This window comes from Curtobacterium sp. MCPF17_001 (assembly GCF_003234615.1).
Taxonomy (GTDB): domain Bacteria; phylum Actinomycetota; class Actinomycetes; order Actinomycetales; family Microbacteriaceae; genus Curtobacterium.
The window spans coordinates 87,151-112,066 of the sequence record NZ_QKSL01000009.1; the positions used below are offsets into that span (position 1 = coordinate 87,151).

Annotated in this window: 27 protein-coding genes; 12 read left to right on the forward strand and 15 right to left on the reverse strand. The window is 71.9% G+C overall.

Translation table 11 applies throughout. The features are described 5' to 3' along the window. Positions 1 to 98: 98 nt before the first annotated feature. The 3 genes from DEJ24_RS10150 to DEJ24_RS10160 all read right to left on the reverse strand — a co-directional run bounded on the left by DEJ24_RS10150 (position 99) and on the right by DEJ24_RS10160 (position 3,176). Positions 99 to 974 carry a glycoside hydrolase family 16 protein gene (locus DEJ24_RS10150; RefSeq protein WP_258374782.1) on the reverse strand — a complete coding sequence of 292 codons (876 nt, stop codon included), beginning with the start codon at positions 972 to 974 and terminating at the stop codon, positions 99 to 101. Between the two features lie 206 nt (positions 975 to 1,180). After that, positions 1,181 to 2,722, reverse strand: a complete 1,542-nt coding sequence (locus tag DEJ24_RS10155) for an MFS transporter (RefSeq protein ID WP_220033993.1) — start codon at positions 2,720 to 2,722, stop codon at positions 1,181 to 1,183. Between the two features lie 130 nt (positions 2,723 to 2,852). Further along, positions 2,853 to 3,176 (reverse strand): helix-turn-helix domain-containing protein, encoded by a 324-nt coding sequence (locus DEJ24_RS10160; protein ID WP_111078589.1) that lies wholly within the window; start codon positions 3,174 to 3,176, stop codon positions 2,853 to 2,855. Between the two features lie 48 nt (positions 3,177 to 3,224). Here DEJ24_RS10160 and map point away from each other — a divergent pair, with 48 nt between their 5' ends. Both map and DEJ24_RS10170 read left to right on the forward strand, forming a co-directional pair. Beyond that, positions 3,225 to 4,010: a type I methionyl aminopeptidase gene (gene map / locus DEJ24_RS10165; protein WP_111078527.1), complete on the forward strand. Its 786-nt coding sequence runs from the start codon at positions 3,225 to 3,227 to the stop codon at positions 4,008 to 4,010. Between the two features lie 73 nt (positions 4,011 to 4,083). Continuing rightward, positions 4,084 to 4,809, forward strand: coding sequence for a hypothetical protein (locus DEJ24_RS10170; protein WP_111078528.1), 726 nt, complete (start codon positions 4,084 to 4,086; stop codon positions 4,807 to 4,809). Positions 4,810 to 4,949: 140 nt separating this feature from the next. Here the strand turns inward: DEJ24_RS10170 and DEJ24_RS10175 are convergent, their stop codons facing one another. Next, positions 4,950 to 5,471, reverse strand: a complete 522-nt coding sequence (locus DEJ24_RS10175; protein WP_111078529.1) for a GNAT family N-acetyltransferase — start codon at positions 5,469 to 5,471, stop codon at positions 4,950 to 4,952. 109 nt (positions 5,472 to 5,580) lie between these two features. Between DEJ24_RS10175 and DEJ24_RS10180 the strand changes: the two genes are divergently transcribed. From DEJ24_RS10180 to DEJ24_RS10195, 4 genes are all read left to right on the forward strand, one after another. After that, a complete protein-coding gene (locus DEJ24_RS10180; protein ID WP_111078530.1) occupies positions 5,581 to 6,351 on the forward strand; it encodes a LamB/YcsF family protein in 771 nt (256 codons plus the stop codon). After that, positions 6,348 to 6,980: an allophanate hydrolase subunit 1 gene (locus tag DEJ24_RS10185; RefSeq protein ID WP_111078531.1), complete on the forward strand. Its 633-nt coding sequence runs from the start codon at positions 6,348 to 6,350 to the stop codon at positions 6,978 to 6,980. Before DEJ24_RS10180 ends, DEJ24_RS10185 begins: the two co-directional genes overlap by 4 nt. Next, the gene (locus DEJ24_RS10190) at positions 6,977 to 7,888 is read left to right on the forward strand and encodes a biotin-dependent carboxyltransferase family protein (RefSeq protein WP_111078532.1); all 912 of its coding nucleotides are present in this window, start codon (positions 6,977 to 6,979) and stop codon (positions 7,886 to 7,888) included. Before DEJ24_RS10185 ends, DEJ24_RS10190 begins: the two co-directional genes overlap by 4 nt. Before the next feature lie 91 nt (positions 7,889 to 7,979). After that, positions 7,980 to 8,285, forward strand: a complete 306-nt coding sequence (locus DEJ24_RS10195; protein ID WP_111078590.1) for a putative quinol monooxygenase — start codon at positions 7,980 to 7,982, stop codon at positions 8,283 to 8,285. Positions 8,286 to 8,373: 88 nt separating this feature from the next. Here the strand turns inward: DEJ24_RS10195 and DEJ24_RS10200 are convergent, their stop codons facing one another. Genes DEJ24_RS10200 through DEJ24_RS10210 form a run of 3 tightly spaced genes read right to left on the reverse strand, consistent with a single transcriptional unit; the run spans position 8,374 to position 11,181 of the window. Continuing rightward, on the reverse strand, positions 8,374 to 9,429 hold the full coding sequence (locus DEJ24_RS10200; protein WP_111078533.1) for a DUF2891 family protein: 1,056 nt from the start codon (positions 9,427 to 9,429) through the stop codon (positions 8,374 to 8,376). After that, positions 9,416 to 10,486 (reverse strand): DUF979 domain-containing protein, encoded by a 1,071-nt coding sequence (locus DEJ24_RS10205; RefSeq protein WP_111043948.1) that lies wholly within the window; start codon positions 10,484 to 10,486, stop codon positions 9,416 to 9,418. The genes DEJ24_RS10200 and DEJ24_RS10205 overlap by 14 nt, the downstream gene beginning before the upstream one ends. Next, positions 10,483 to 11,181, reverse strand: coding sequence for a DUF969 domain-containing protein (locus tag DEJ24_RS10210; RefSeq protein WP_111078534.1), 699 nt, complete (start codon positions 11,179 to 11,181; stop codon positions 10,483 to 10,485). The genes DEJ24_RS10205 and DEJ24_RS10210 overlap by 4 nt, the downstream gene beginning before the upstream one ends. Before the next feature lie 105 nt (positions 11,182 to 11,286). Between DEJ24_RS10210 and DEJ24_RS10215 the strand changes: the two genes are divergently transcribed. After that, the gene (locus DEJ24_RS10215; protein ID WP_111078535.1) at positions 11,287 to 11,928 is read left to right on the forward strand and encodes a GntR family transcriptional regulator; all 642 of its coding nucleotides are present in this window, start codon (positions 11,287 to 11,289) and stop codon (positions 11,926 to 11,928) included. A 73-nt stretch (positions 11,929 to 12,001) separates the two neighbouring features. On the opposite strand, the gene DEJ24_RS10220 is transcribed toward DEJ24_RS10215, so the two are convergent. After that, a complete protein-coding gene (locus DEJ24_RS10220) occupies positions 12,002 to 12,352 on the reverse strand; it encodes a hypothetical protein (protein WP_110904181.1) in 351 nt (116 codons plus the stop codon). 217 nt (positions 12,353 to 12,569) lie between these two features. On the opposite strand from DEJ24_RS10220, the gene DEJ24_RS10225 reads away from it, so the two are divergent. Continuing rightward, positions 12,570 to 14,141: a phospholipase D-like domain-containing protein gene (locus tag DEJ24_RS10225; RefSeq protein WP_111078536.1), complete on the forward strand. Its 1,572-nt coding sequence runs from the start codon at positions 12,570 to 12,572 to the stop codon at positions 14,139 to 14,141. 30 nt (positions 14,142 to 14,171) lie between these two features. On the opposite strand, the gene DEJ24_RS10230 is transcribed toward DEJ24_RS10225, so the two are convergent. Beyond that, entirely contained in the window at positions 14,172 to 15,638 is a 1,467-nt protein-coding gene (locus DEJ24_RS10230; protein ID WP_111078537.1) for an MFS transporter, read from the reverse strand. Between the two features lie 199 nt (positions 15,639 to 15,837). On the opposite strand from DEJ24_RS10230, the gene DEJ24_RS10235 reads away from it, so the two are divergent. After that, a complete protein-coding gene (locus DEJ24_RS10235) occupies positions 15,838 to 16,386 on the forward strand; it encodes an alternate-type signal peptide domain-containing protein (RefSeq protein WP_111078538.1) in 549 nt (182 codons plus the stop codon). A 9-nt stretch (positions 16,387 to 16,395) separates the two neighbouring features. Here the strand turns inward: DEJ24_RS10235 and DEJ24_RS10240 are convergent, their stop codons facing one another. Then, entirely contained in the window at positions 16,396 to 17,862 is a 1,467-nt protein-coding gene (locus DEJ24_RS10240) for an SDR family oxidoreductase (protein WP_111043943.1), read from the reverse strand. Positions 17,863 to 17,899: 37 nt separating this feature from the next. After that, complete coding sequence (locus tag DEJ24_RS10245) at positions 17,900 to 18,460, reverse strand: MOSC domain-containing protein (RefSeq protein WP_111078539.1); 561 nt, start codon at positions 18,458 to 18,460, stop codon at positions 17,900 to 17,902. A gap of 182 nt (positions 18,461 to 18,642) precedes the next feature. Between DEJ24_RS10245 and DEJ24_RS10250 the strand changes: the two genes are divergently transcribed. Then, positions 18,643 to 19,257: a CoA pyrophosphatase gene (locus DEJ24_RS10250; RefSeq protein WP_111078591.1), complete on the forward strand. Its 615-nt coding sequence runs from the start codon at positions 18,643 to 18,645 to the stop codon at positions 19,255 to 19,257. A 103-nt stretch (positions 19,258 to 19,360) separates the two neighbouring features. Here DEJ24_RS10250 and DEJ24_RS10255 read toward each other — a convergent pair whose 3' ends face one another. The 3 genes from DEJ24_RS10255 to DEJ24_RS10265 form a co-directional block, all read right to left on the reverse strand. After that, positions 19,361 to 19,903, reverse strand: coding sequence for a hypothetical protein (locus DEJ24_RS10255; protein ID WP_111078540.1), 543 nt, complete (start codon positions 19,901 to 19,903; stop codon positions 19,361 to 19,363). A gap of 164 nt (positions 19,904 to 20,067) precedes the next feature. Beyond that, the gene (locus tag DEJ24_RS16900) at positions 20,068 to 20,832 is read right to left on the reverse strand and encodes a hypothetical protein (RefSeq protein ID WP_181432788.1); all 765 of its coding nucleotides are present in this window, start codon (positions 20,830 to 20,832) and stop codon (positions 20,068 to 20,070) included. Next, complete coding sequence (locus DEJ24_RS10265; protein WP_110904174.1) at positions 20,822 to 21,361, reverse strand: RNA polymerase sigma factor; 540 nt, start codon at positions 21,359 to 21,361, stop codon at positions 20,822 to 20,824. The genes DEJ24_RS16900 and DEJ24_RS10265 overlap by 11 nt, the downstream gene beginning before the upstream one ends. Before the next feature lie 353 nt (positions 21,362 to 21,714). Here DEJ24_RS10265 and DEJ24_RS10270 point away from each other — a divergent pair, with 353 nt between their 5' ends. Continuing rightward, positions 21,715 to 22,818 (forward strand): SDR family oxidoreductase, encoded by a 1,104-nt coding sequence (locus DEJ24_RS10270; protein ID WP_111078541.1) that lies wholly within the window; start codon positions 21,715 to 21,717, stop codon positions 22,816 to 22,818. Between the two features lie 8 nt (positions 22,819 to 22,826). On the opposite strand, the gene DEJ24_RS10275 is transcribed toward DEJ24_RS10270, so the two are convergent. Further along, entirely contained in the window at positions 22,827 to 23,768 is a 942-nt protein-coding gene (locus DEJ24_RS10275) for a LysR family transcriptional regulator (RefSeq protein WP_111043938.1), read from the reverse strand. Positions 23,769 to 23,886: 118 nt separating this feature from the next. On the opposite strand from DEJ24_RS10275, the gene DEJ24_RS10280 reads away from it, so the two are divergent. Next, entirely contained in the window at positions 23,887 to 24,888 is a 1,002-nt protein-coding gene (locus DEJ24_RS10280; protein ID WP_111078542.1) for a putative oxygenase MesX, read from the forward strand. Positions 24,889 to 24,916 lie beyond the last annotated feature (28 nt).

Below are 24,916 nucleotides of genomic sequence, written 5' to 3' on the forward strand. Positions count from 1 at the left end.
CTTCGGCTGCGGGGCCCTCACCCGTTGCCGGGCCCTCACCCGTTGCCGGGCCGCCGGCACAGCGACCGCGTCGCGTCCCCCGCCGCGTCCGCTCGGCGTCAGGCGTTCTGCCAGACCCGCAACCAGTCGACGGTCATCTGCTGCGGGAACCGGGTCGACGAGTCCGGGGAACCCGGCCATCCCCCGCCGACCGCGACGTTCAGCACCACGAAGAACGGCTTGTCGAACACCCACCGGTCGCCACCCAGGTCCGCCGGCGTGACGGTGCGGTACGTCGCGCCGTCGAGCGTCCAGCTGATCGACCCCGGTCGCCAGTCCACCCCGTAGACGTGGAAGTCGTCGGCGAAGGCGCCGGTCGGCAGCGTCGCCGTGCCGCTGATGCCCTCCGTGCCCGAGTACCCCGGGCCGTGCACGGTGCCGTGGACCGCTGCGGGCTCACGACCGATGTTCTCCATCACGTCGATCTCGCCGCACGCCGGCCAACCCACCTGCGGCAGGTCCGCGCCGAGCATCCAGAACGCCGGCCAGATCCCCTGTCCGCGCGGGATCCTGATGCGCGCCTCGATCCGCCCGTACTGGGCGGTGTACGTGCCCTGCGAGGTGAGCCGCGCAGACGTGTACGACCCGTCGGCCTCGCGCCGCGCGGTGATCACGAGGTTCCCGCTGCCGTCGAGCGCGGAGTTCCGCCGCGAGTCCGTGTAGACCTCGAGCTCGCCGTTGCCCCAGCCGCCGCCACCCAGGTCGTACCGCCAGATCCCGGGGTTCGGAGCGCTGCCGGCGGGTCCGTCGAACTCGTCGGCGGCCAGGAGGGTCGGGCTGGTCGCTGCGCTCGCTGCATCCGGACGGAGACCGGACGCTCCGACCGTCCCGACGGCCGCGGCGGCCCCGAGACCGAGCGTCAGCAGGCGACGGCGGTCGATCCCGCCGGACCCGTCGTCCGGGTGGTCGGTCTGCTGCTGGTCGTCTCGCTGCACGGTTCCTCCATCGCGTGCGACGGTTCCGCACGGAGGGACAGGTTCACCCGTCGCCGTCCGCGGCGCCAGTCCCCCGTCCGGGCGCACCGCGTCGAGCGGCCAGGACCGCACCCCGGACGGACGGGAGGCCCGTGGCGGATCCGCCACGGGCCTCCCGTCCGTCGACCGGTCACCACCGCGACCAGCGACCGCAGTGCGGGTCACGGTCAGGCGTGCCCTGCCGACGCCTCGACGGTCTCCTCGAGCACCTCGGCGGGCGCGTGCGTCGAGCGGGTGCGGACGAAGACGGCGGCGAGGACCGCCACCACGACCGCGACCACCCCGGCCACGACGAAGGCGGTGTGCATGCCGCCGAGGAACGCGTCCCGGGCGACGGCCGACGCCGTGGCGTCCAGCCCGTCCGGCACGATCCCCTGTGCCAGGCCCTGACGAGCGGCGGTACCGAGTCCGAGGCTCGTCGTGCCGGAGAGCACCCCGGCGCTGACGACCGCGGACAGGACCGACGTGCCGAGTGCGCCGCCGAGCTGCAGTGCGGTCGCCTGGAACCCGCCCGCGACACCGGCGAGCTGGACCGGGGCCCCGCCGACCACGGCCTCCGCGCCGGCGGTCATCGTGAAGCCCGCACCCAGGGCGAAGACCACGAACGGGATCGCCATGCCGATGTACGGCGAGTCCTGGGTGGTGCCGGTGAGCAGGAACAGGGCGACGCCGACCATGAGCAGGCCGATGGTCAGGGTGCGGCGGATGCCGAGCTTGGCGACCAGGGCGGCCCCGATCGGCGACGCGATGATCGAGACGCCGCTCAGCGGGAGCTGCATGAGCCCCGCCTGCAGACCGGTCACCCCGCGCAGGTTGAGCATGTAGAGGGAGAGGAAGAACGTCACGCCGAGCATCGCGAAGAAGTTCGCCCCGACGGCCAGGCCACCGATCGACAGGGACGACGACCGGAAGAGCGACATCGGCAGCAGCGGGTCGGTGACGCGCAGTTCGACGACGACGAACACCACCAGGAGCGCGACGCCGGCGAGCAGCACGCCGAGGGTGAGCGGGCTCGTCCAGCCCCACGACTCGGACTGGACGACCGCGAGCACGATGCCGAAGAGGCCCAGGGCGAGCAGCACCACGCCGGGCACGTCGAAGCGTCCGCGGTGCGGGGCGGTGGACTCGCGCAGGACGAGGCCGCCGAAGACCAGGCCGACGACGGCGATCGGGGCGTTCACGAAGAACACCGACTCCCAACCGAGCGAGGCCACGAGGACCCCGGCGACGATCGGTCCGGCGGCGATGGCGACCGAGGAGGCGCCACCCCAGACCCCGACGGCGACGCCGAACTTCTCCTTCGGGAAGGTCGCACGGAGCAGCGCCAGGGTCTGCGGCATGAGCAGTGCGGCGCTGAGGCCCTGCACGGCGCGGAACACGATGACGCCGGTGGCGGTGCCGACCAGGCCGATCGCGACCGAGGACAGCGCGAACGCGACGACCCCGATGAGGTACATCCGACGACGGCCGAAGCGGTCTCCGAGCTTGCCACCGAGGATCAGGAACACGGCCAGGGCCAGCAGGTAGGCGTTGGTGATCCACTGCAGCTGCGTGAAGGTGGTGCCGAGGTCGGCGGCGATCGCGGGGTTCGCGATCGAGACGACGGTGGCGTCGAGGCCGACCATGAACAGGCCGAAGCACACGGCGACGAGGGTGGCGATCGGGTTGCCGCGCAGGCTGCGGCGGGTTCCGGGCATGGCTGTGCCCACGGGGAGCTCCTTCGGACGACACGGATCGTGCTCCGACGGCTGGGCCGTGCGGCGAGGGGCACGAGGGGTGCGAACCGAAGGACACGGGGGTGGCACCGACTGCGAGCGGTACACGAGCCGTCCGTCGACCTCACGCGACGGGCAGCCCCCTTGGTTCTGAAACCATAACGATACCAGACGTGGGGTCGAGGTGGGCATCCGCTCCGGGCGTCCCGGTGTCGACCTCGGCCCACACGGCGTCGAGGGACAGTCCGAGCACGCCGGCGAGCGCCGCCACCGTGGAGAACGCGGGCGTGGCGATGCGGCCGGTCTCGATCTTCCGCAGCGTCTCGGGCGACAGCCCAGCGGCGAGCGCGACGTCGAGCATCGACCGGTCGCCCCGCGCTGATCGGAGCACTCGGCCCAGGCGGAGGCCGCGTTCGAGGTCGAGCGGCGTGAGCGGGAGTCGGACCATGATCTGATAGTAATACCGGTACAACTATCCCGACGGAGGAAGCGCCGCATGATCGAGATCCTCACCCCGGCCGAACTGCCCCGGGCGCGTGCCGCGGGCACGCTCGTCGCCGACATCCTGCACACCCTGCGCGGGCGGGCGACGGTCGGCACCAACCTGCTCGACCTCGACCGCTGGGCGGCCGAGATGATCCGCGCGGCCGGGGCGACCTCCTGCTACGTCGACTACGCGCCCTCGTTCGGACGCGGCCCGTTCGGCCACCACATCTGCACCGCCGTGAACGACGCCGTCCTGCACGGGCTGCCACACGACCGCGTGCTGGCCGACGGGGACCTGCTCACCCTCGACCTGGCCGTCGTGCACCACGGGTACGCGGCGGACTCGGCGATCAGCTTCATCGTCGGGCCGAGCCGGCCGGCCGAGAGCGTCGCACTCATCGAGACGACCGAGCGTGCCCTCGCCGCCGGCATCGCAGCAGCCCGGCCGGGAGCACGGCTCGGTGACCTGTCGCACGCGATCGGCACGGTGCTCAGCGCGGCCGGCTACCCGATCAACCTGGAGTTCGGCGGCCACGGCATCGGGTCGACGATGCACCAGGACCCGCACGTGGCGAACGACGGACGCCCGGGCCGCGGGTACGCCCTGCGGCCGGGGCTCCTCCTGGCGCTCGAGCCGTGGGTGATGGTCGACACCGACGAGCTCGTCACCGATCCGGACGGGTGGACGCTCCGCAGCGCGACCGGCTGCCGGACCGCACACAGCGAGCACACCATCGCGGTCACCGAGGACGGGGCCGAGGTGCTCACGCTGCCGTCCGGCTCGGTCGCCGGGTAACCTCAGGATGTCTCCGGGTGACTTCGGGGGCGTCGGGCGGCCGAGGGGGCCGTCCACACGAGGGGGATCACCGATGCGCACCACCACCATGTCCGTCGCCGCGGCCGCGGTCGTCATGGCCCTGACGCTGGCGGGCTGCTCCGGCGGGGACGACTCCGCCGGCGATGCGGGGACGCGGACCTCGACACCCGTCACGAGCGCCCCCGCGGCGAGCGCGACGCCCACCGCGTCCTCGTCGTCGGGTACCAGCGCCGCCGCGCACACCGACGCCGAACTGACGAGCGTCTTCCAGCGCATCCAGTTCAAGCCCGCCGAGTTCAGCTCGACGGACGCGATGCTCGACTCCGTCTACCCGGGGCTGACGGTCTCCGACGCCAGCTGCCTCGCCCCGTTCGGTGTCGGCTGGGAGAAGTCGGACGACGCCGGAGCGGTGGTGTTCGGCACGAGCAACGACCTGTCGATGACCGCCGTGGTCGCCAGCACGGGTGACTCCGCCGCCGCGACGACACTGGTCGGTGACGCCCGCGACGCGCTGAGCCGGTGCGCGGACGGCACGGCGCTGTTCTCGATGCAGGGCAAGCCGGTCGAGACCACGGTCGAGACGACGAAGCCGACCCTCACCGGCACCGACGAAGCGCTCGGCTGGCGGGTGCGCGGCACGGTCGGTGGGAACCCGTTCACGCTCGTGGGGCTCACCGCGCGGGTCGATGGCGACGTCGTCGCGCTGGTCGGGTGGGACCAGGCGTCGAACACGACGAACGTGCCGCTCGCGACGCAGATGTTCGTCGACGCGCTGTAGTCGGTTCGACGCCCTGGAGTCGGACCGGCGCGCTGGCACCGCCGGACGGGAGGCGCGCGGCGGCCCGGCCACGGGCCTCCCGTCCGGCAGGCGGCCCGCTCCGGCGGGGCGGCCCGCTCCGCCGGACCGCTACGGCCGGGTCAGGCCGGCGATGCCCCGTCGAGCTGCTCGACCATCTCGATCTCGGACCGCGTCGGGTCGAGCCCGTAGGGCTCGGTGTGCCCGGTGCGCACGAAGCCGCGGCGCTCGTAGAAGGCGAGGGCTCGGGGGTTGTCCTCGTGCACGTGCAGCCGCAGGGTCGTCCCGTGTCCGGCAGCCCAGCGTTCCACGGCGTCCAGGAGCGCGTCGGCCACGCCCGCGTCCCGACCACGGTGCCCGGGTGCGACGTACACGCCGACCAGCAGTGGGCCGGTCGTCGCGTCGGGGACGTAGCCGTTCATCATGCCGACCCACTCCCCCGAGGCGTCGATCGCGACGAGCGAGGTGCTGCCCGGAGCCTGGCCGCGTCGACCCCGCGAGCGCCACTCGTCCTCGTCGTACTGCTCGGCGTCCGCGCGGTGCTCGCCGTACGCGATCGGCGTGTCCTCGAGCATCGCGAGGCGGAGGGCACGGACCTCCCGCCAGTCGTCCTCGGTCGTGGTCCGGATCGTCAGCTCGTCCATCTCCCGACCCTACGGCGAAGCCAGCGCCCGGCGGCGAAGCCGACCCCCGGACGGTGACACGGTCGGCGGTGCGCGCTAGGTTGTTGAACAATCCCGACAGGAGGTCCGCATGCCCACGATCGACCTGAACAGCGACCTCGGCGAGGGCTTCGGAGCCTGGACCGCGGGCGACGACCGCGCGGTGCTCGACCTCGTCTCCAGCGCGAACATCGCGTGCGGCGCCCACGCCGGCGACCCGACGATCATGCTCGACACCTGCCGGGCAGCAGCGGAGCGCGGTGTCGCGATCGGGGCGCACGTGGCCTACCGGGACCTCGCCGGCTTCGGCCGTCGGCCCGTGCACGTCACCCCGGACGAGCTGTACGCCGACGTCGTCCACCAGATCGGCGCCCTGGCCGCCGCCGCCCACGTCGCCGGCACCCGCGTGACCTACGTCAAGCCGCACGGCGCCCTCTACAACACGGCCTGCGCCGACGCGGTGCAGGCCGAGGCCGTCGTACGTGCGGTCGCTGACGTCGATCCCTCGCTGGCGGTCCTCGCACTGCCCGGGTCGGAACTGCTCCTCGCCGCGGAACGGCACGGCCTCCGTCCGGTGAGCGAGTCGTTCGCGGACCGCGCCTACGAACCGGACGGTTCCCTGGTCGCGCGCAGCCGACCGGGCTCGGTGCTGCACGACCCAGACCAGGTCGCGGGCCGCGTGCTCCGGATGGTGACGGACGGCGTCGCCACCGCGGTCGACGGCACCGAGATCAGCGTCCGTGCCGACTCGGTCTGCGTGCACGGCGATTCGCCGGACGCGGTCGCGATGGCCCGGGCGATCCGCACGCTGCTGGCCGAGCAGGGCGTCGACGTCACGGCGTTCGCGGTGCCCTCGGCATGACCCCCGACGTCCGGGCGGCCGGCGCCTCGGCGGTACTGGCGACGTTCGACTCCCTGGCTGAGGTCGTGGCGTTCCGCGCCGGACTGGCGGAGGGCCTCCCGGCGGGTGTCACCGAGGTCGTCTCCGGTGCCCGGACGCTGCTGTTCCGGTTCGACCCCGCCGTGACCGACGCCGGACGGGTCCGCTCCCTGCTGTCCGGAGTCCGGCCCTCCCGCCCCTCGGACGACCGCGAGGAACGCGAGCCCGTCGTCGTCCCCGTCACCTACGACGGCGCGGACCTCGACGCCGTCAGCAGCCTGACCGGCATGACCCGCGACGACCTCGTCGCCTGGCACACCGGGCAGGTGTGGACGAGCGCGTTCTGCGGCTTCGCCCCCGGTTTCAGCTACCTGACCGGTACCGCGGCGTCGCTCGACCTGCCCCGCCGGGACACCTCGCGCACCGCCGTCCCGAGCGGCGCCGTCGCCCTGGCCGGCGAGTTCAGCGCCGTGTACCCGCGGACCTCGCCCGGCGGCTGGCAGTTGATCGGGCGGACCGAGGTGCCGATGTGGTCACTGGACCGCACCCCGCCCGCGCTCGCGCCGGCCGGCGTCCGTCTGCGCTTCGTCGACGCCCAGGCACGCTCGTGAGCACCCTGACCGTCGTGCAGCTCGGGTACGGCGTGACGACACAGGACCTCGGCCGTCCCGGGCTCAGCGACATGGGGCTCGGTGCCGCCGGTGCCGCGGACCGCGGATCGGCCGCGCTGGCGAACCGGATGGTCGGCAACCGTCGGGACGCGGCCGTCCTGGAGGCCCTCCTCGGCTCCGTCACGCTCCGCACCGACGCGTACACCGTCGCCGCCGTCACCGGTGCCCCGTGCCCGGTGTCGGTCGAACGGGCCGACGGCCGGGTGCGCGGCGCCGCCGCGTACGAGGTGCTGCTGCTCGAGCCGGGCGACACCCTGCGGGTCGGGCTGGCCGAGGACCGACTGCGTGCCTACGTCGCGGTCCGCGGGGGCATCGCCGTCGAGCAGGTGCTCGGCAGTCGGTCGTGGGACTCGCTCGCGCAACTCGGTCCCGCGCCGCTGTCGGTCGGGGAAGTCCTGCCGGTCGGGGACGCGTCGGACGGTGTCGGTGCCGGTGCCGGTGCCGGTGCCTGGCCGGTCGTCGACGCGGTGCCGCCGCCGCTCCTGCCCTGGCCCGGAGACCCAGTGGTCCTCGACGTGGTGCCCGGCCCGCGTGACGACTGGTTCACCCCGGAGTGGCGGACGACCCTGACCGGCCAGGAGTTCCACGTCAGCCCGGACAGCGACCGGGTCGGGGTCCGCACCACCGCGGCCACTCCGCTGCTCCGCGCGGTCACCCGTGAGCTCCCCAGCGAGGGTGTCGAGACCGGGTCACTGCAGGTCCCGCCGGCCGGGTTCCCGGTGCTGTTCCTGGCGGACCACCCGGTCACCGGCGGGTACCCGGTCGTGGCCGTCCTCACACCGGAGTCGGTCGACCGTGCCGCACAGCTCCGCCCGGGCGACACCCTGCGCTTCCGCACCGCCCGCTGAGCGTCGCCCTCGGAACAACGACCCGTCGGCGGTGGTTGGCGTCACCGGACTCCGTCAGCGGACGGCGGTCCGACGACGAAAGGTGCACACCATGACGATGACCGTCTTCCTCGAGGTACAGATCCGTGACGACGTCGCCGCAGACACGGTCGAGGCCGCGATCCGCGAGACCCTCGCCCAGACCGCAGCCCGCCAGGGCAACGAGTCACTCGAGGTCCTGGTCGACGACGAGGACCCCACGCGCATGGTCGTGCTCGAGCGGTGGGCCACCGCCGAGGACCACGACGCCTACGTCGCCTGGCGCGCCACCCCCGAGGGCGCCGCGGAAGCGCTCGGCGCTGTCCTCGCCGCCCCGCCCGTCACGAAGACCTTCGGCCGCACGATCCCCCTGGTCTAGCCTCCCCCGCAGAACGCAACGTCGGCGGCGCTGCGCAGCGGAACACCGCTGCGAGGAACCGCCGACGTTGCGTTCCGCGGAGCGGAGGTCAGCGGGCCGCGTGCTCGCGCGCCTCCATGGCGTCCCAGGCGAAGCTCGCCAGCCAGTGGGTGGAGTAGTACTCCTCGCCGACGCTCGCGGCGAGACCCGAGGCGAGCAGCCGGTCGGCCGCGCCGTCCAGCAGGTCCGCGAGCGCGGTGTCCTCGGCCCCGGCGGAGCGCAGGGCGTCCGCGATGCGCCGCGCTGAACCGGCCCGGGACAGGTCGAGCCCGAACAGGTGCACCTGCTGCGGGTCGTTCTCGTCGCGGACGGTCGTCGGCGTGAGGATCGCGTCCCCGGCGGAGACCTGGGCGAAGAACCTCCGCGCCCAGGGACCGAACTCGGACGTCGGCAGCACCGCCCGCATCAGGTCCGCCTCGGCCAGCCCGGCGGACAGGAAGTCGTGCCCGCTCCGCTCCCACGCGAAGGGCCATCCGGCGTCGTCGCCGAACCACGCACGGGCAGCGCGCTCGACGGTCGCGGCGAGGTCGTGCCGCCCGAGCGACCGGGCGCCATCGAGCACGAGCAGCAGCCCGAACGCCGAGTTCGAGTGCACCCCGTGCCGGACCGGGTGCGCGGCGCCGTCGACCCACCGGGTGACGAGGTCCTCGAGCACCTCGACGACCGGAGCGAAGCCGGGGGTGAGCGCACGGATCGCGGGCACCTCGGAGGCGGACACCTCGGCAGCCAGGCGCATCAACCACGCCCAGCCGTACGGGCGCTCGTAGTGCGGGGTCTCGCGGAGGTACGCGGCCTCGGTGGCCAGGTGCTCCGTCGACAGGTGGGCCTGCAGGACCGAGGTGATCCGGGCCTCCAGGTCGGCCGGCACCCCGTACGCGACCAGGCGGGTCGCGAGCCAGTGCATGTGCACCGATGAGTGCCAGTCGTAGGACGTGGCGAAGGCGGGGTGCAGTTCGACCGGCAGCGCACGGTCGTCCGGGCCCGACGTCGTGTGGTGCGCGGCGTACGGGTACTCGCGCGTGACGTTGTCGAGGGCGACGGCGGCGAAGCCCGCAGCCCAGGCCGAACGCCCGAGGTCCGTCGGTTCGGGGTCAGAATGCGACAAGGTACATCACTCCCATGTTGACGACGAGCAGGATCCCGGCGGTCGGGATCTGCGCCTTGATCGGGCCGTACTTGTCCCGCATCTCGAGCAGGGCAGCGGGCACGAGGTTGAAGTTCGCGGCCATCGGGGTCACCAGCGTGCCGCAGAAGCCGGCGAGCATGCCGATCGCGAAGATCGGAGCCGGGTTGCCGTCGAAGCCCTGCACGAGCACCGGCCAGCCGATCGCCGCGGTCATGATCGGGAAGGCGGCGAACGCGTTGCCCATGATGACCGTGAACAGGGCCATGCCGAGGCAGTAGACGATCACCGCGGCGAACAGCGACCCGTCCGGCAGGACCGCCTTGATGATCGTCCCGACGGCCGAACCGACGCCGGCCTGGGTGAAGACGATGCCGAGCGTGGAGAGCATCTGCGGCAGGAGCGCCGCCCAGCCGATCGCCTGCAGTAGCCGGGCGCCTTCGCGGACGGGGGTGTCGAGCCGTGGCGGACGGAGCACGAGCACCGCGACGACGACGGCGAGCACCGATCCGATGCCGAGCCCGGTCAGGGTCGCACTCCCCTCGGCGAGGAGCGGCTCCCCACCGATCCGGACGAGCGGGCCGAGGGTCGCGACGAGCACCGCGACGACGGGGATCACCAGCGCGGGGATGAAGAGCCGGTTGCCGAACCGTTGCGCGAAGCCGGCGCGCTCGTCCGGGCTCGTCGTGGCGAGGACGCTCGTGCTGGAGCTCGGCCGGGTGGTGACCGCGGTCGGTTCGGCCGGCCCGGTCGCCGAGCCGACTCCGGCACCGGGGACGCTCGCGACCCGGGTGCGGCTCGTGGTCCCCGTGAACCCGAGTCCGGCGAGCGCCACCATCACCAGGACGGCGATCCCGAGCGCCCATGCGGGGATCGCGCCGGACACCACGAAGGTGCCGGCGAAGAAGGAGAGCCCGAGGATGCCCCAGAACGCCGCGTTGCCGAGACGCTTGGCGTGCGTGCGGTCGGTGACGATGAACACGGACACGGCGATGAAGAACGCGCCGATGAGCCAGTAGAGCCATTCGCTGGTGATCATGTTGCGACCCCCTGGGCCTGGTGGAGGTCGGCCGCCATCTTGTCGAGCCTGCGGTCGAGCAGCAGCAGCCGGGTGCCGTGCACGAGCAGTGCGGCGATGCCGGTGGGGATCGCCCACAGCGCCAGGTCGATCGGCTCGAGGGCGAGCCCGTAGGTGGTGTCGACGAAGGTCGTGATGAGCAGGATCGACCCGACCGCGACGAAGACGTCCTCGCCGAAGAACACCCCGACGGTGTCCGACGAGGCCGAGAAGCCCTTGATCTTCTCGCGCATCCGCTCGTCGATCCGGCCGTACTTCTTGGTCGCGGCTCCCTCGGCCATCGGGTGCACGAGCGGGCGGACGGTCTGCGCCGGGCCACCGATGCTCGTCAGGCCGACCGCGGCGGTGATCTGTCGCACCGCCAGGTACCCGGCGAGGATACGCCCGGTCGTGAGCTTGTCGAGCTTCGCGATGAGGCGCTTCGCCTGGTCCTGCAGGCCGTAGCGCTCGATGAGGCCGATGACCGGCAGCACGAGCGCGAAGGTCGTCACGCTGCGGCTGGACGCGAAGCCGCTGCCGAACGCGGTGAGGATGCCGACGGGGTCGATCCCGCCGATGGCTGCGGTGACGATGCCCGCCACGGTGACGACGAGCAGCGCGTTGACGCGCAACGCGAAGCCGATGATCACGACGGCGACGCCGATGAGGACGAACATGCGGGACAGTCTGGCCCGCATTGTTCAACAATCTCAAGACCCTGCCGTGATCTGTAACACGGCGGTCACACGGGCCGCGCTGTCGGGCTCTGCGAGGATCGGCGCATGACCCGAACCGTCAGCGGCGCAGAGTCCACCGCGGCACGCCTGCGGTCCTCGATCGCGGACGGCGCCTTCATGCCGGGCACCCAGCTGTCCGAGGAGCGCTTGAGCGACCAGCTGGGCGTCTCGCGGAACACCCTGCGCGAGGCCTTCCGGCTGCTCGCCCGGGACCGACTCGTCGAGCACGTCTTCAACCGCGGTGTCTTCGTGCGGCGGCTCTCGGCGGCGGACGTCACCGACCTCTACGCCGCTCGTCGGGTGCTCGAAGAAGCCGGCCTCCGCGCCTGCACGCCAGTTTCACCCGCCCTCGCCGCTGCTGCAGCCGCCGTCGCGGAGGCCCGGACGGCCGCAGCAGCACACGACTGGCGAGCGGTGGGCAGCGCGGACATCCGCTTCCACGCCGAACTCGTCCGAGCCGTCCCGAGCACGCGGCTGCACGGCCTGATGGACTCCCTGCTCGCCGAGATGCGACTCGCGTTCCTCACGACGGACGACCCGGGGGCGTTCCACGGCGGGTTCGTCGAGCGCAACGACGCCATCGTCGCAGCGCTCCGCTCCGGGGACCGGGACGGCGCCTCGGCACTGCTCGCAGACTACCTCGACGACGCGGAGCGGATCCTGCGGGCGGCAGCCACCCCGTCCTGACGGAGCCACGGCCGGGAGGCGCGGCAAGCGCCCCGCCCGTCCGTCCCGCACTCCTCCGTCGAGCAGCGCAGGCTCACTCCGCCGTCGGCGGTTCCGTCTGGTCGTCGCCCTCGGTGAGGTCCGCCCGGGTGTCCGCGTGGATGACGGTGTCGTGCCCGAACGTCCGGGCGGCGGCGCGGAGCCGGGCGACGAACTCGTCGTTCTCGAGCTCGAGTTCGTCCTCTTCGGCGTCCTCCACCACGACTTCGCTCGTCGGGCCGATGAGGATCTTCGTGGTCGTCATCGTGCCGTCGTCGGCGACTGCGGGCACTGCCACGGTGTCGGCCCGGTCCCCGCCGGAGAGCGCTGCCGCGTACTCGATGACGGCGTCCGCGACGTCGTCGCTCGTGAGGATCGCGGTGTTGTCGTATCGGATGGTCTTCATCGGTGCTGTTCCCCTTCCGCCCTTCATCCTGGCCCTCGCCTCCGACGAAGGGCTCAGTTGCTCCGAGAACCGCGAATCGTTCCGGTGCCGGCCGTCGCACCGCCGGACGGGAGGCACGTGTGGACCCGTCCCCCGCCTCCCGTCCGCCTGCTGAGGACCCCCACAGGCCCGGAGGGGCGGTCCTGCCCGAGGCCGGGCGCGGCCCTATCCTTCGACCGTGCCCACTGATGCGCGTCACTGGTTCCTCACCCGCGACGAACGCGGCAACACCGCGACCGAGGTGCACGCCGGCACCGACGACGGCCCCGCGTGGTCCGACGGCAACCTCGTCCGCCCCCTGGTGCACGGGGCACCGTACTTCGCGCGGATCGAGGCGGAGCTGTCGGCGCTGCAGCCCGGCGACCGTGTCTGGTTCACCGACTGGCGCGGCGACGCCGACGAGCGCCTGCTGCCGGACGGCCCGACCATCGGCGACCTGCTCGCCGACCGCGCCCGCGCCGGCGTGGAGGTCCGCGGGCTCATCTGGCGCTCCCACGGCGAGCGGATCTCGGCGTCGCTCAGCGCGAAGGCGAACGAGCTGCTCGGGCGGAAGATCAACGACGCGGGCGGTGAGGTCCTCCTCGACCAGCGCGTCCGGTTCTTCGGCTCGCACCACCAGAAGTCCTTCGTCACCCAGCACCGCGACGACCCGTCGCGCGACGTCGCCTACGTCGGCGGCATCGACCTGTGCCACAGCCGCCGGGACGACGCCGGGCACGAGGGCGACCCGCAGGCGATCTCGATGGACTCCCGGTACGGCGACCGCCCCGCGTGGCACGACGCGTCGATGGAGCTCCGCGGCCCGGTCGTCGCCGACGTGCTCGCCGTGTTCGCTGAGCGCTGGGACGACCCGCACCCGCTGGACCGCAGCCTGCCGTACCGGATGCTGCTGCAGCGCCTGGTCCGGATGCCGCGCCGCCCGGAGCCGCTGCCGGAGCGGACTCCACCGCCACCGACCGCCGGGCAGCACGCCGTGCAGCTCCTCCGGACCTACGGGGTGAAGCGGCCGCCGTTCCCCTTCGCGCCGGAGGGCGAACGGAGCATCGCCCGTGCGTACGGCAAGGCGTTCCGCACCGCCAGGTCCCTGATCTGCATCGAGGACCAGTACCTGTGGTCCCGCGAGGTGGCGACCGGCATCGCCGAGGCCCTCGAACAGAACCCGGAGCTCCGGGTCATCATCCTGGTGCCCCGGTACCCGAACTCGGACGGGGTGTTCAGCGGTCCGCCGAGCCGTCTCGGGCAGATCGACGCGATGGCGACCCTCCGGCGGACGGCCCCGGACCGCGTCGGGGTGTTCGACCTGGAGCACGAGTCCGGTCGGCCGATCTACATCCACGCGAAGGTGTGCATCGTCGACGACGAGTGGTTCACCATCGGGTCGGACAACTTCAACCGTCGCTCCTGGACGTCGGACAGCGAGCTGACCTGCGCGGTCGTCGACACTGCCGACGGCTCACTCGCCCGCGACCTGCGACACGAACTGTGGGCCGAGCACCTCGCGACGACGCCGGACGACCCGCGGCTCGACGGCACGGGCGCCGAGCTCCTGGCACTCTGGCGGTCGCTTGCCCGGGCGCTCGACCACTGGCACGAGGACGGCCAGCCCGGCGCCCGGCCGCCGGGGCGGATCCGCCGGCACGAGCCGGAACCGGTGTCGGTGCTGCAGCGGCTGTGGGCGGCGCCGGCGGCGAAGCTCGTGGTCGACCCCGACGGGCGGCCGCGCGCGTCACGGGGCACGACGCGGTTCTGACGGACGACGCGGCAGACGGGCGGGCGACCGTCAGACCGACGCCTCGGTTCCCCGCACCTTGCCGACGACGACGTCGATGATGCCGGCGAGCAGCGCGGCCCCGACGAAGCCGAGCGACACCGCGAGTCCGAGCGGCAGGCCCGTCGCGTAGTCACCGTGCGACGTCGCGAGCGTCGAGTAGAAGACACTGCCGACCGCGGCGATCCCGACCGCCGAACCGACACGGGCACCGACCTGGATGAGCCCGCCCGCCGAGCCGCCCTGTTCGACCGGAACCTCGGACAGCGTGAGGGTCTGGTTCGGGGAGATGGTCAGGCCAGAGCCGATGCCCGCGACGAGCAGCGGCAGGACGAGCCACCAGCCCAGGTCGGCCTCGAAGTGGTTCGCGACCACCCAGACCACGACGCCGAGGCCGATGAGCACCAGGATCGTCCCGATGACGATGAGCTGCCGCCCGAACCGGTGCACGACGCGGCCACCGACGGTGGAGGCGACACCCGACCCGATCGCGAACGGCACCGTCGACAGACCGGCCGTCAGCGCCGAGTAGTGCAGCCCGGACTGCAGGGCGAGCGTCAGGACGAAGAACAGCGGCGTGAAACCGGCGAAGTAGACCGTCGCCAGACCGACACCCAGCGAGAACGACCGTCGGCGGAAGAGTCGCAGGTCGACCACTGGCTCCTTCGTCCGCTGGTAGTGCCGCTCCCACAGGACGAACAGCACGCCGAACACGACGGCGACGACGATCAGCCACCACTTCGCGTTGCCCTTCCACACCTGCGACTGCACGAAGGGCAGCAGCAGAGCGACCACCGCCGCACCCAGCAGCGCGATGCCGACCGGGTCGAAGTCGTGCTTCTTGCCCCGCTCGGCGCCCGAGGGCGCCGGCAGGTAGCGGAAGGCCAGGAGGATCGTGACGAGTCCCACGGGCAGGTTCACGAAGAAGACGAACCGCCACCCGTTCTCGGTGCCGAAGGCCGTGATGAGCAGGCCGCCGATCAGCGGACCGATCGCGGTCGCGATGCCGACGGTCGCGCCGAAGAGCCCGAACGCGGTGCCACGCTCCTTGCCGCGGAACAGCTGCTGGATCAGCGCGGTGACCTGCGGGGTGAGCAGACCACCGGCGAGGCCCTGCACCAGCCGGGCGATCACCAGGACCAGGCCGTTCGGGGCGAAACCGCAGAGGGCGCTGGCGAGCGTGAACAGGCCGACACCGATGACGAACATCCGGCGGCGTCCGGTCGCGTCGCCGAGCCGCCCGCCGGGGACGAGCAGCAGGCCGAACGACAGGGCGTACCCGGAGAGGATCCACTGCACGGCCTCGGGGGTCGTGCCCGGCAGCCCGGTCGAGATGGACTGCAGCGCGACGTTGACGATCGACACGTCGAGCAGCACGATCCCACCGCCGAGCAGGCAGATGACGAGCGCCTTCCAGCGGTTCGGGTCGGGCTGGGGAGCCGCATCGGGCTCGACGGGGGTGCGGTGTTCAGCTGTCATGGCCGCTCCACGCTAGGCTCGCCGCCCCGGGGAGCCGGGCACGATCCTCCCGTCCCCGCACGGACGTGTGAAGGAACCCACAGGTGCAGCCACTGTCCCGCGTTCTGGGGGCCGGTGAAGTGGATGGTGCCCGTGTCCGCACTTCGGGGGACCAGTAGGTTCAGGACATCCCGCGCCTCCCCGGACCGAACGGAACCCCGTGCGCTCGATCGTCACCGGCACCATCGCCGCCGCCACCGGCATCACGCTGCTGCTCGGCGGCGCCGGCAGCTTCGCCCTCTGGAACGCCGACGCGAGCACCCGCTCGTCGACCGTGCACGCGGGGGACCTCGCCCTGACGGCGAACCCGGACGGCGTCTGGACGGACATCACGAACGGTCGCTCGGACCCGGTCGACATCTCCGCGGTCCGGATGGTTCCGGGGAACGCGTACCAGTTCCACCAGACGTTCGACGTCACGGCCACCGGCGACGACCTGTCGGCCGACCTGAGCTGGACGCCGCTGGACATCACCGGGGACGCCGAACTCCGGCAGGCCGTCACCAGTTCACTCGCCGTCACCTCCGACAGCGCGGTGCTCACCCCGGCCGGTCGGACCTCGTGGCTCGTGCGGCCCTCGGCGGGCGTCTCGGTCCTCGACGTCACCGCCACGATCGGGTTGTCGTCGGACGTCACCACGGGCGAGGACCAGACGATCGACCTCAGCGGCCTGACGTTCACCCTGACGCAGAAGCCCATCGAGGACTGACCGCGACGGTCACCACGAGCTCGGGGCGTAGTCCTTCAGGAAGACACCGAACAGGTCCTCGCCCGCCTCGCCGCGCACGATCGGGTCGTACACGCGGGCGGCTCCGTCGACCAGGTCGAGCGGGGCGTGGAAGCCCTCCTCCGCCAGCCGGACCTTCGTCGGGTGCGGACGTTCGTCGGTGATCCAACCGGTGTCGACGCTCGTCATCAGGATGCCGTCGGTCTCGAACACCTCCTGCGCGCTCGTCCGCGTGAGCATGTTGACGGCGGCCTTCGCCATGTTCGTGTGCGGATGCCCCGGCCCCTTGTAGGCACGACCGAACACCCCCTCCATGGCACTCACGTTGACGATGTACGTGCGCCGCGCAGCGCTCGCCGCCATCGCGGGACGCAGCTTCGAGATGAGGATGAACGGTGCCGTCGTGTTGGCGAGCTGGACCTCGAGCATCTCGAGCGGGTCGACCTCGTCGACGCGTTGCGTCCAGGAGTTCTCGTCGTGCAGGTCCGGCACGAGCCCACCGGCGTCGATCGCGGTGCCCGCGGCGTGCCGCTCGAGCGAACTCGAACCCGGCGCCATCGCCTGCTCGGTGAGCTCGTCCGCACGGGCTGCGGCGGCGGCGAGGATCGGGTGCGCCGTGACCGAACGTGCGAGGGCCTGCGGGTGCCGGTCGTTCGTGTGACCGAAGGTGACCAGCTCCGGCAGCGGGCCGTCCGGGAGCGGTGCGAGTTCGGCGTCGACGAGGGGCTGGTACGCCCCGGTCGACCGGCGCACCGTCTGCGTGGCGTTGTTGATCAGGATGTCGAGCGGGCCGGCCGCGGCGACGTCCTCGGCGAGCCCGATGACCTGGGCGGGATCACGCAGGTCGATGCCGACCACCTTCAGGCGCGACATCCACTCGGCGGAGTCGGGCAGGCTCGCGAACCGGCGCACCGCGTCGCGGGGGAACCGCGTGGTGATGGTGGTGTGCGCCCCGTCGCGCAGCAGCCGGAGCGCGATGTACATGCCGATCTTCGCGCGTCCGCCGGTGAGCAGCGCCCGCTTGCCGGTCAGGTCGGTCCGGGCGTCGCGCTTGGCGTGGCTCATCGCAGCGCAGCGGGGGCACAGCTGGTGGTAGAACGCGTCGACCAGCGTGTAGTGCTGCTTGCAGATGTAGCAGGGGCGGGACTTCAGCAGGGTGCCGGCGGTGGACGACCCGGACGAGGTGCTGATCGGGATGCCGCGGGTCTCGTCGTCGATGCGGTCGGACGCACCGGTCGCGGTGGCGGCGATGACGCGACGATCCGCGTCGGCGACGACGGCCCGCTTCTCGAGACGGTGGGCGCGCTTCACGGCCTTGAACATCTTCGCCGTCGCCTGACGCACGCGGACGAAGTCAGCGTGCGTCTCGTCGATGTCGGTGAGCTGCTCGAGGACCCGGAGCGTGACGCTCAGGTCCGCCGGGTCGATGCCGCTGGGTTCGAGACGCTCGGAGATCACACGGGATTCTACGGCGGACCGGGCACCGCTCCCGTCGTCACACCGGACTAAGCGGCTGGAGGTCGCCCTCGGGCAGCTCGACCCGCACCCCGTCGCCGGGCCGGACGACTCCCCCGGTCACGACGACGCCCATCACTCCGCCCCTGCGCGAGACGGACCCGTCCTCGTCCCGGCCGAGCACCTGGCGGAGCAGCCCCGGCTCGAACCCGTTGATCTGCTGGCACGGGTTCCGGAGGCCCGTGACCCGCACGCACGCGTCGTCGCCCAGGTGGAGCAGCGCTCCGGTGGGCAGCCCGAGCAGGTCGACCCCGCGGGTGGTGACGTTCTCGCCGAGTTGACCGGGCTCGACGACGTAGCCCGACGCGTCGAGCTCGTCGAACAGCTCGGCGTGGATCAGGTGCACCTGACGCAGGTTCGGTTGCGAGGGGTCCCGAGCGACGCGGGACCGGTGCTGCACGGTCGTCCCGGCGTGTGCATCGCCCTCGATGCCCCACCCCTCGACGAGCGTCACCTCGTCGACGACGGGCTTGCTGAACCGGTGGTCGTGGTCGCGGCTGACGGCCACGACCTCTGATCGGCCTGTTCCCTCGTTCCCCATGCCCCGAGTCTCGCGCACCGCGCCCGCCGTGGGCAACGGGCAGCGCTCCCGACACATGCCTAGGCTGACGGAGTGGTCCTGCCCAGCACGTCGTCCGCCCGCTTCCACCGGCTCGCGTCGTGACCGCGCGGGCGCAGCTCGCGGCGGCCGTCGCCCCCGGCGCCGCACCGCTGGTCAGCGGCATGCCGTCGACACCCGACCCACGGCAGGCTGCGGTGCTCCTGCTGTTCGGCCCGCTCGACCGCGTGCCGAGCGAGCGACCGGCACGAGCGGCCGAGGTCTCACGGGACCTGGACGTCCTCCTCCTCGCCCGCGCCAGCACCCTGCGCTCCCACGCCGGAGAGGTGGCCTTCCCCGGCGGACGCGTCGACCCCGGTGACACCGACGTCGTGGCTGCCGCACTCCGGGAGGCACGTGAGGAGACCGGCCTGGACGTCACGGGCGTCGACGTGCTCGGGTCGGCTGCACCCGTGCCGCTGGCGCACTCCCGGCACCTGGTCACGCCGGTGCTCGGCTGGTGGCGCGCGCCGTCCCCGATCCGCGTGGTGGACGAAGCCGAATCCGCCGCTGTCTTCCGCACCCCGGTCGCCGACCTGCTCGACGCGGCGAACCGCGGCACCACCGTGTTCCGTCGGGCGGGTCGCACCTGGCGCGGGCCGGCGTTCACCGTCCACGCCGACTCCGGGTCGTACGTCGTGTGGGGCTTCACCGCGACACTGCTGGACGGCCTGTTCGACCGGGTCGGGTGGACCGAGCCCTGGGACCACGAGCGGATCGTCGCGATCCCCGGGCAGTGAGCGGTCCTCCTGCTGGTGGTGCACCACGGCCGTCGACGTGACGGACGGGAGGTGCGGTGCCAGCTGGCACCGCGCCTCCCGTCCGGACGTGGAGCCGGCCTGGTCAGCGACGCCACTTGTCGAGGATGCCGGCCTTCGAACGCTGCTGCTCGCCCTGCTGCGCGCCCATCACCAGCAGCACACCGGTCAGGACCGGCGTGGCCCACTGCAGGATCTTCTGCTGCCCCTGCGCCGCCTTGAGCGCGTCCGACGCGTTCGCGTTCGGCTCGGTCGTGCCCGTGGCGCCCTCCCGGGCGTGCTCGGCCATCTTCTTGCCGACCGCAGCCGACCAGAACGTCGTGACCAGGGCGGCCCCGGTCAGCGCCAGCTTCAGGCCCGTGTTCGTGCGTGCGCCCTGCTGGACACCGAGACGGTCGCGGTTCGCGATGATCAGCCCGATCCCACCGACGCTGTGGACCGCGAGCGCCGCGAGCTGCACCGGCGCCCACTTCGCCCACCCGACGGACGACAGGGTGAGGCGCTCGACAGGGTCCTTCGCCCCGGCGGCGGCACCGTTGAGGCCGATCGCGCCCATGAGCTGACCTCCGAACCAGGCCGCGAGGCCGAGGTCGTGCATGCTGCGGATGACGGTGTTGTTCTCGGACATGAGGTGACTCCCTGGGTCGGTGACGTGGTGCGCGGGACGCTACGCGGACGCAGGATCGGGACGGCCCAGGACCCGCGTGATCTGCGCGACGGGCGGGAAGCACCCCCCAATGGCTGCTTCCCGCCCGTCGTCGCCCTCGCGACCTCGGCCTTCCCCCGGCACCGCTACCCCCAGACCTCCTGCTGGATCGCGGGGAGCAGACCGTTCGTAGGGAAGTTGGTCTGGCGGATGAGCAACCAGGTCGATCCCTCCGAGTAGAAGGTGAACGTGGTGTCGACCGGGTAGACCTCGTCCGCCCGCGTCATCCGGCACAGCCGACCAGCGCCGCTGTCCGAGCAGGTGTACCCGGTCCGCACGAGGAGGCTCTCGTAGTCCGCGATCGTCTCGGCGGTGTCGGAGCCGAGGTCGACGCTGAGCCCGCTGACGTCCGCACGCGGGTCCCGCCAGATGCACGAGAGGTCCACGGTCGGCTGGTGGTCTCCGTCACTGCCCGCCTCGCTGCCGGCAGGGTTCTGGAGCGGCGTCGAACCGAACAGCCGGTCGTACTCGGACGCCGGGACGAGCGCCCGGCAGTCCGTCGGCAGCGTGCCCGCACGCGCCACGGGTGTCGGCGTGGGGGTCGGTGTCGGCACGGGGTCCGGCGTCTCCTGGACCGGTGCGGACGCCGGGGTGCTGGGCATCGCCGGTTCGGAAGGGCTCGGGGCAGGAGCCGGTGCCGATGCAGTGAAGGGCTGCGGGATCATCCCGAGGGCCACACCGCCGCTCGTGGCACCGAGGCCGAGCAGGGCGATCACGCCGATGGCGATGCCGGCACGGCGGCCTCGTCGGTGCGGTGCAGGGCGACGGTCCTCGGCGCGGTCGAGGACGGTCTGCTTCATCGAGACGAGCATCCGCTGCAGGTCGTCTCCGGTGGGGGGCTCAGTGTTCATCGTGCATCACCGCCTTCTTCAGTCGTGCGCGCGAGCGGGAGACCCGCTGGGTGACGGCCCCGACGCTGAGGCCGAGGATCTGCGCAGCCTCCGCGTACGAGTGCCCCTCGAGCAGGCAGAGTTCGCAGATGCGCTGGTCCGTCGGGGCCAGGGTCGCGATCTCGTCGCGGACCCAGCGCAGGCGTTCGCGGGCCTCGTCGGCGTCGGGCGGCGTCGGCAGGTCCTCGGGGAGCTCGTCAGCGGCCCCCTTCGCGAGGCGCCGGGACTGGTTGCGTGCGTGGTTCCGGCACACGACCAGCAACCACGGCAGCAGTGCGCTCGTCGCGAGGTCGAGTTCGCCGCCCTTCTGCCAGAGCGTCAGGAACGTGTCCTGCACGAGCTCCTCGACGTCCTGCCTGCTGCCGGCCAGTGCCCACGCGTACCGGGTCAGTGTCGGCGCGAACCGGTCGAACGCGTCGGCCAACGCCGTCCGTTCCCCGCTCGCGAGCCGACGAGTCAATGCTGCGTCGGCTTCGGTGTCCTCTTCCACGGATGCCCCCTCTCACTACAGAAGTGTCGGGTGCGGGGCGATCCTGACGAGGACTCCACGAATCGGTGTGTCGAGGTCACGGGCTCCCCCGGCGCCGGCGGTGGCTTCGGGCACGACGGCGTCCTCCGCGGAGCAGCCATGCGCTCGGTCGCCCTCGCTGTCGCATGAGGCGGTGCGTCTCGACGCCGGGCGGTCGGTGTGACGGACGGGAGGCACGGTGTCAGCTGGCACCGTGCCTCCCGTCCGTCGCTCGTCGCGGACCGTTCCTGGACTGCGGCCGGGGTCCGCCGGGCAGGATCGGCACCGGCGCGGCAGCAGCTGCGCAGCGTTCACCACCCGACAGGAGCCGCATCATGACCGACGGATCGCCCGCCGCAGGGACACCCACCGACAGCAGCGACGTGGTCCTCATCGTCGGAGCCGGTGGTGTCGTCGGGCGCAGCGTCGTGGAGCACTTCGCCCGCCGTGGTGTCCGCACCCGTGGGGCCAGTCGTCGCGCTCCGCAGGGGCCCGTGTCCGGGTGGGACCACCTGCCGGTCGACCTGTCCGACGCCGAGGCGGCGGTCGACGGACTGCGCCCGGCTGCCGACACGACGCGTCTCGCGTTCGCCGCGTACGTGGAGCACGCGGACCTCGCCGAGCAGATCGCCCCGAACGTCGCCCTCCTCGAGAACACGCTCGACGCCCTCGACCGTCTCGGCGCTCCGCTCCGGCACGTCACCCTCTACCAGGGGATGAAGTACTACGGGGCACACCTCGGGCGCTTCAGGACGCCGGCGAAGGAGGACGACCCGCGCCTGATGGTGCCGAACTTCTACTACGACCAGGAGGACCTGCTCCGCGAGCGCGCAGCCTCCCGAGGCTTCGCGATGACCGTGCTCCGGCCCGAGGCCGTGATCGGGTACGCGCAGGGCACGCCCATGAACCTGCTCATGGCGATCGGGACGTACGTGAGCATGACGAAGGAGCTCGGGCTGCCGCTGCGGTTCCCCGGCGCCCGCACCACGTACGACGGGATCTTCTACCAGATGACGGACGCGGAGCTCCTCGCCCGTGCCACCGACTGGGCCGGCACTGCGCCGGCTGCAGCCGGGCAGGCGTTCAACGTCACGAACGGCGACGTCGTCCGCTGGAGCCACCTGTTCGAACGCCTCGCCGCCCACCACGGCCTGGACCTCGCCGAACCCCAGTCGATGGAACTCGCGCAGGTGATGCCCTCCCGGGAGGACCTGTGGCAGCGGATGGTCGAACGGCACGGGTTGGTCGCCACCCCGTACGCGGACCTCGTCGACTGGCGGTTCGCGGACATGATCCTGAACTCGACGTGGGACAACGTCTCGTCCCTGATCAAGATCCGGCAGGCGGGGTTCGCGGAGTGCCACGACTCGGCGGACCGGCTCGTAGAGCTCCTCGACGACCTCGGTCGGCGGCGGATCCTGCCCGTTCCCGCGAGGTAGCGGCCCGCCTACCCGAGCGGCTCGACGCCGTAGCCGATGACCACCGCTCGCAGCTCGTCCAGGTAGGCCTGCGCCTGCACGGTCAGGGGCACCGAGGCGTGGGCGATCCACCCGATCTCGATGCGTTCGTCGACGTCGAGCGGGATGGCGACGATCTCCGGGTCGAGGTCGTCACTGATGAGGCCGGTCGAGATCGTGTACCCGCCCAGGCCGATCATGAGGTTGAAGATCGTCGCCCGGTCCGAGACGCGGATCTCCCGCTTGCTCGACATCGTCGACAGGATCTCCTCCGCCAGGTAGAAGGAGTTGTTCGCGCCCTGGTCGAACGTCAGCCGAGGCAGGTCGGCGAGGTCGGCGAGGGTCGCGCGCTCCCGTGACGCGAGCGGGTTCCGCCGGGCGACGAAGATGTGTGGTTGCGCGACGAAGAGCGGGGTGAACACGACGCCGGCGTCACGCATCAGCTTGCCGAGGACCTGGCGGTTGAAGTCGTTGCGGTAGAGGATGCCCACCTCGCTGCGCAGCGTGCGGACGTCCTCGATGATGTCCCAGGTACGCGTCTCACGGAGCGAGAACTCGTACTCGTCCGCAGCCGCCGCCTCGACCATCCGGACGAAGGCCTCCACGGCGAACGAGTAGTGCTGCGCCGACACCCCGAGCAGCCGACGCGAGGGCTGCCCACCGACGTAGCGCTGCTCGAGGAGGGAGACCTGCTCGACGACCTGTCGTGCGTAGCCGAGGAACTCAACGCCGTCGACGGTGAGCACGACCCCCCGGGCCGAGCGGGTGAAGAGCGGGCGTCCGATCCGCGTCTCGAGGTCCTTCATCGCCGCGGACAGCGTCGGCTGCGCGACGTAGAGCAAGTCGGCTGCCGCGCTGATCGAGCCCTCCGTTGCGACCTCGATGAAGTACCGGAGCTGTTGCAGGGTGATGTCGTTCGAGACCCGGGCCATAGGCGCAGGCTATACCGGCGCATAGCGCCTCGGTATTACCTGATGACCCGCGCCTGCAGTCATGATCGTGGGACACCTTCCCCGAGCCCCCGGGCACTCGACGTACGGACTGCCGACCATGGCGAACGACCTCACCTTCAGCATCACCAGGACACGGTTCGACGAGGACTACTCCCCGTCGGACAGCTCCCGGCTGACCACGAACTTCGCCAACCTGGCGCGCGGCGAGCACCGCCAGCAGAACCTCCGCGCCGCCCTCGACATGATCGACCGGCGCTGCAACGACCTCGCTGGCTCGGCCGGCTCGGCCAGCTCGGCCAGCTCGGCCGGTGATCGCTACCGCGTCGAGCTCGACATCGTCTCGGTCACGGCGCACTTCGTCGACCGGGGTGCCGCGGGCGAGTTCCCGTTGCTCGAGATGCTCGACGTCACGATCGTCGATCGGCACACCGGCGAGCGCCACCAGGGGATCCTGGGCAACAACTTCTCCTCGTACCTCCGCGACTACGACTTCGCCGTGCTGCTGCCGTCGCTCGACAAGAGCGCTGGCATCCCTTCGGACTTCGGCGAGCTGCACGGGCAGCTCTTCCAGCGCTTCCTCGAGTCCAATGCCTTCCGGTCGCAGTTCGATGCCGAGCCGGTGGTCTGCATCAGCGTCTCCACGAGCCAGACCTACCGGCAGACGGAGTACGTCCACCCGGTCCTCGGGGCCGAGTACGACCACGAGCACTCGTCGCTCACCGACGACTACTTCGGTCGGATGGGCATGCAGGTGCGCTACTTCATGCCCGCTGGCGGGAAGGCGCCGCTCGCGTTCTACACGCGCGGCGACCTGGTCAACGACTACTCGGACCTGCAGCTCATCGGCACGATCAGCACCATGGAGACGTTCCAGAAGATCTACCGACCGGAGATCTACAACGCGAACACGGCCGCTCCGAGCACCTACCGCCCGAGCCTCGCGCACACGGACTACTCGGTGCCCTCCGTCTCCTACGACCGCGAGGAACGGAGCCGCCTCGCGATCACCCAGGGCCGGTACACCGAGGAGCACCTCGTCACGCCGCACCGGGCACTCCTCGAGCGGTGGGCCACAGGCGCCGCCGTCCCTTCCCTCTGACCGACACCCCACCCGACAGGAACCACCT

Coding starts and splice junctions, on each gene's coding strand:
- DEJ24_RS10230 (WP_111078537.1), bottom strand. CDS start 15,638: ATGACAGCTGAACACCGCACCCCCGTCGAGCCCGATGCGGCTCCCCAG.
- DEJ24_RS10195 (WP_111078590.1), top strand. CDS start 7,980: ATGACGATGACCGTCTTCCTCGAGGTACAGATCCGTGACGACGTCGCC.
- DEJ24_RS10220 (WP_110904181.1), bottom strand. CDS start 12,352: ATGAAGACCATCCGATACGACAACACCGCGATCCTCACGAGCGACGAC.
- DEJ24_RS10280 (WP_111078542.1), top strand. CDS start 23,887: ATGGCGAACGACCTCACCTTCAGCATCACCAGGACACGGTTCGACGAG.
- DEJ24_RS10205 (WP_111043948.1), bottom strand. CDS start 10,486: ATGATCACCAGCGAATGGCTCTACTGGCTCATCGGCGCGTTCTTCATC.
- map (WP_111078527.1), top strand. CDS start 3,225: ATGATCGAGATCCTCACCCCGGCCGAACTGCCCCGGGCGCGTGCCGCG.
- DEJ24_RS10175 (WP_111078529.1), bottom strand. CDS start 5,471: ATGGACGAGCTGACGATCCGGACCACGACCGAGGACGACTGGCGGGAG.
- DEJ24_RS10215 (WP_111078535.1), top strand. CDS start 11,287: ATGACCCGAACCGTCAGCGGCGCAGAGTCCACCGCGGCACGCCTGCGG.
- DEJ24_RS10275 (WP_111043938.1), bottom strand. CDS start 23,768: ATGGCCCGGGTCTCGAACGACATCACCCTGCAACAGCTCCGGTACTTC.
- DEJ24_RS10245 (WP_111078539.1), bottom strand. CDS start 18,460: ATGGGGAACGAGGGAACAGGCCGATCAGAGGTCGTGGCCGTCAGCCGC.
- DEJ24_RS10255 (WP_111078540.1), bottom strand. CDS start 19,903: ATGTCCGAGAACAACACCGTCATCCGCAGCATGCACGACCTCGGCCTC.
- DEJ24_RS10210 (WP_111078534.1), bottom strand. CDS start 11,181: ATGTTCGTCCTCATCGGCGTCGCCGTCGTGATCATCGGCTTCGCGTTG.
- DEJ24_RS10180 (WP_111078530.1), top strand. CDS start 5,581: ATGCCCACGATCGACCTGAACAGCGACCTCGGCGAGGGCTTCGGAGCC.
- DEJ24_RS10160 (WP_111078589.1), bottom strand. CDS start 3,176: ATGGTCCGACTCCCGCTCACGCCGCTCGACCTCGAACGCGGCCTCCGC.
- DEJ24_RS10250 (WP_111078591.1), top strand. CDS start 18,643: ATGCCGTCGACACCCGACCCACGGCAGGCTGCGGTGCTCCTGCTGTTC.
- DEJ24_RS10270 (WP_111078541.1), top strand. CDS start 21,715: ATGACCGACGGATCGCCCGCCGCAGGGACACCCACCGACAGCAGCGAC.
- DEJ24_RS10185 (WP_111078531.1), top strand. CDS start 6,348: ATGACCCCCGACGTCCGGGCGGCCGGCGCCTCGGCGGTACTGGCGACG.
- DEJ24_RS16900 (WP_181432788.1), bottom strand. CDS start 20,832: ATGAACACTGAGCCCCCCACCGGAGACGACCTGCAGCGGATGCTCGTC.
- DEJ24_RS10170 (WP_111078528.1), top strand. CDS start 4,084: ATGCGCACCACCACCATGTCCGTCGCCGCGGCCGCGGTCGTCATGGCC.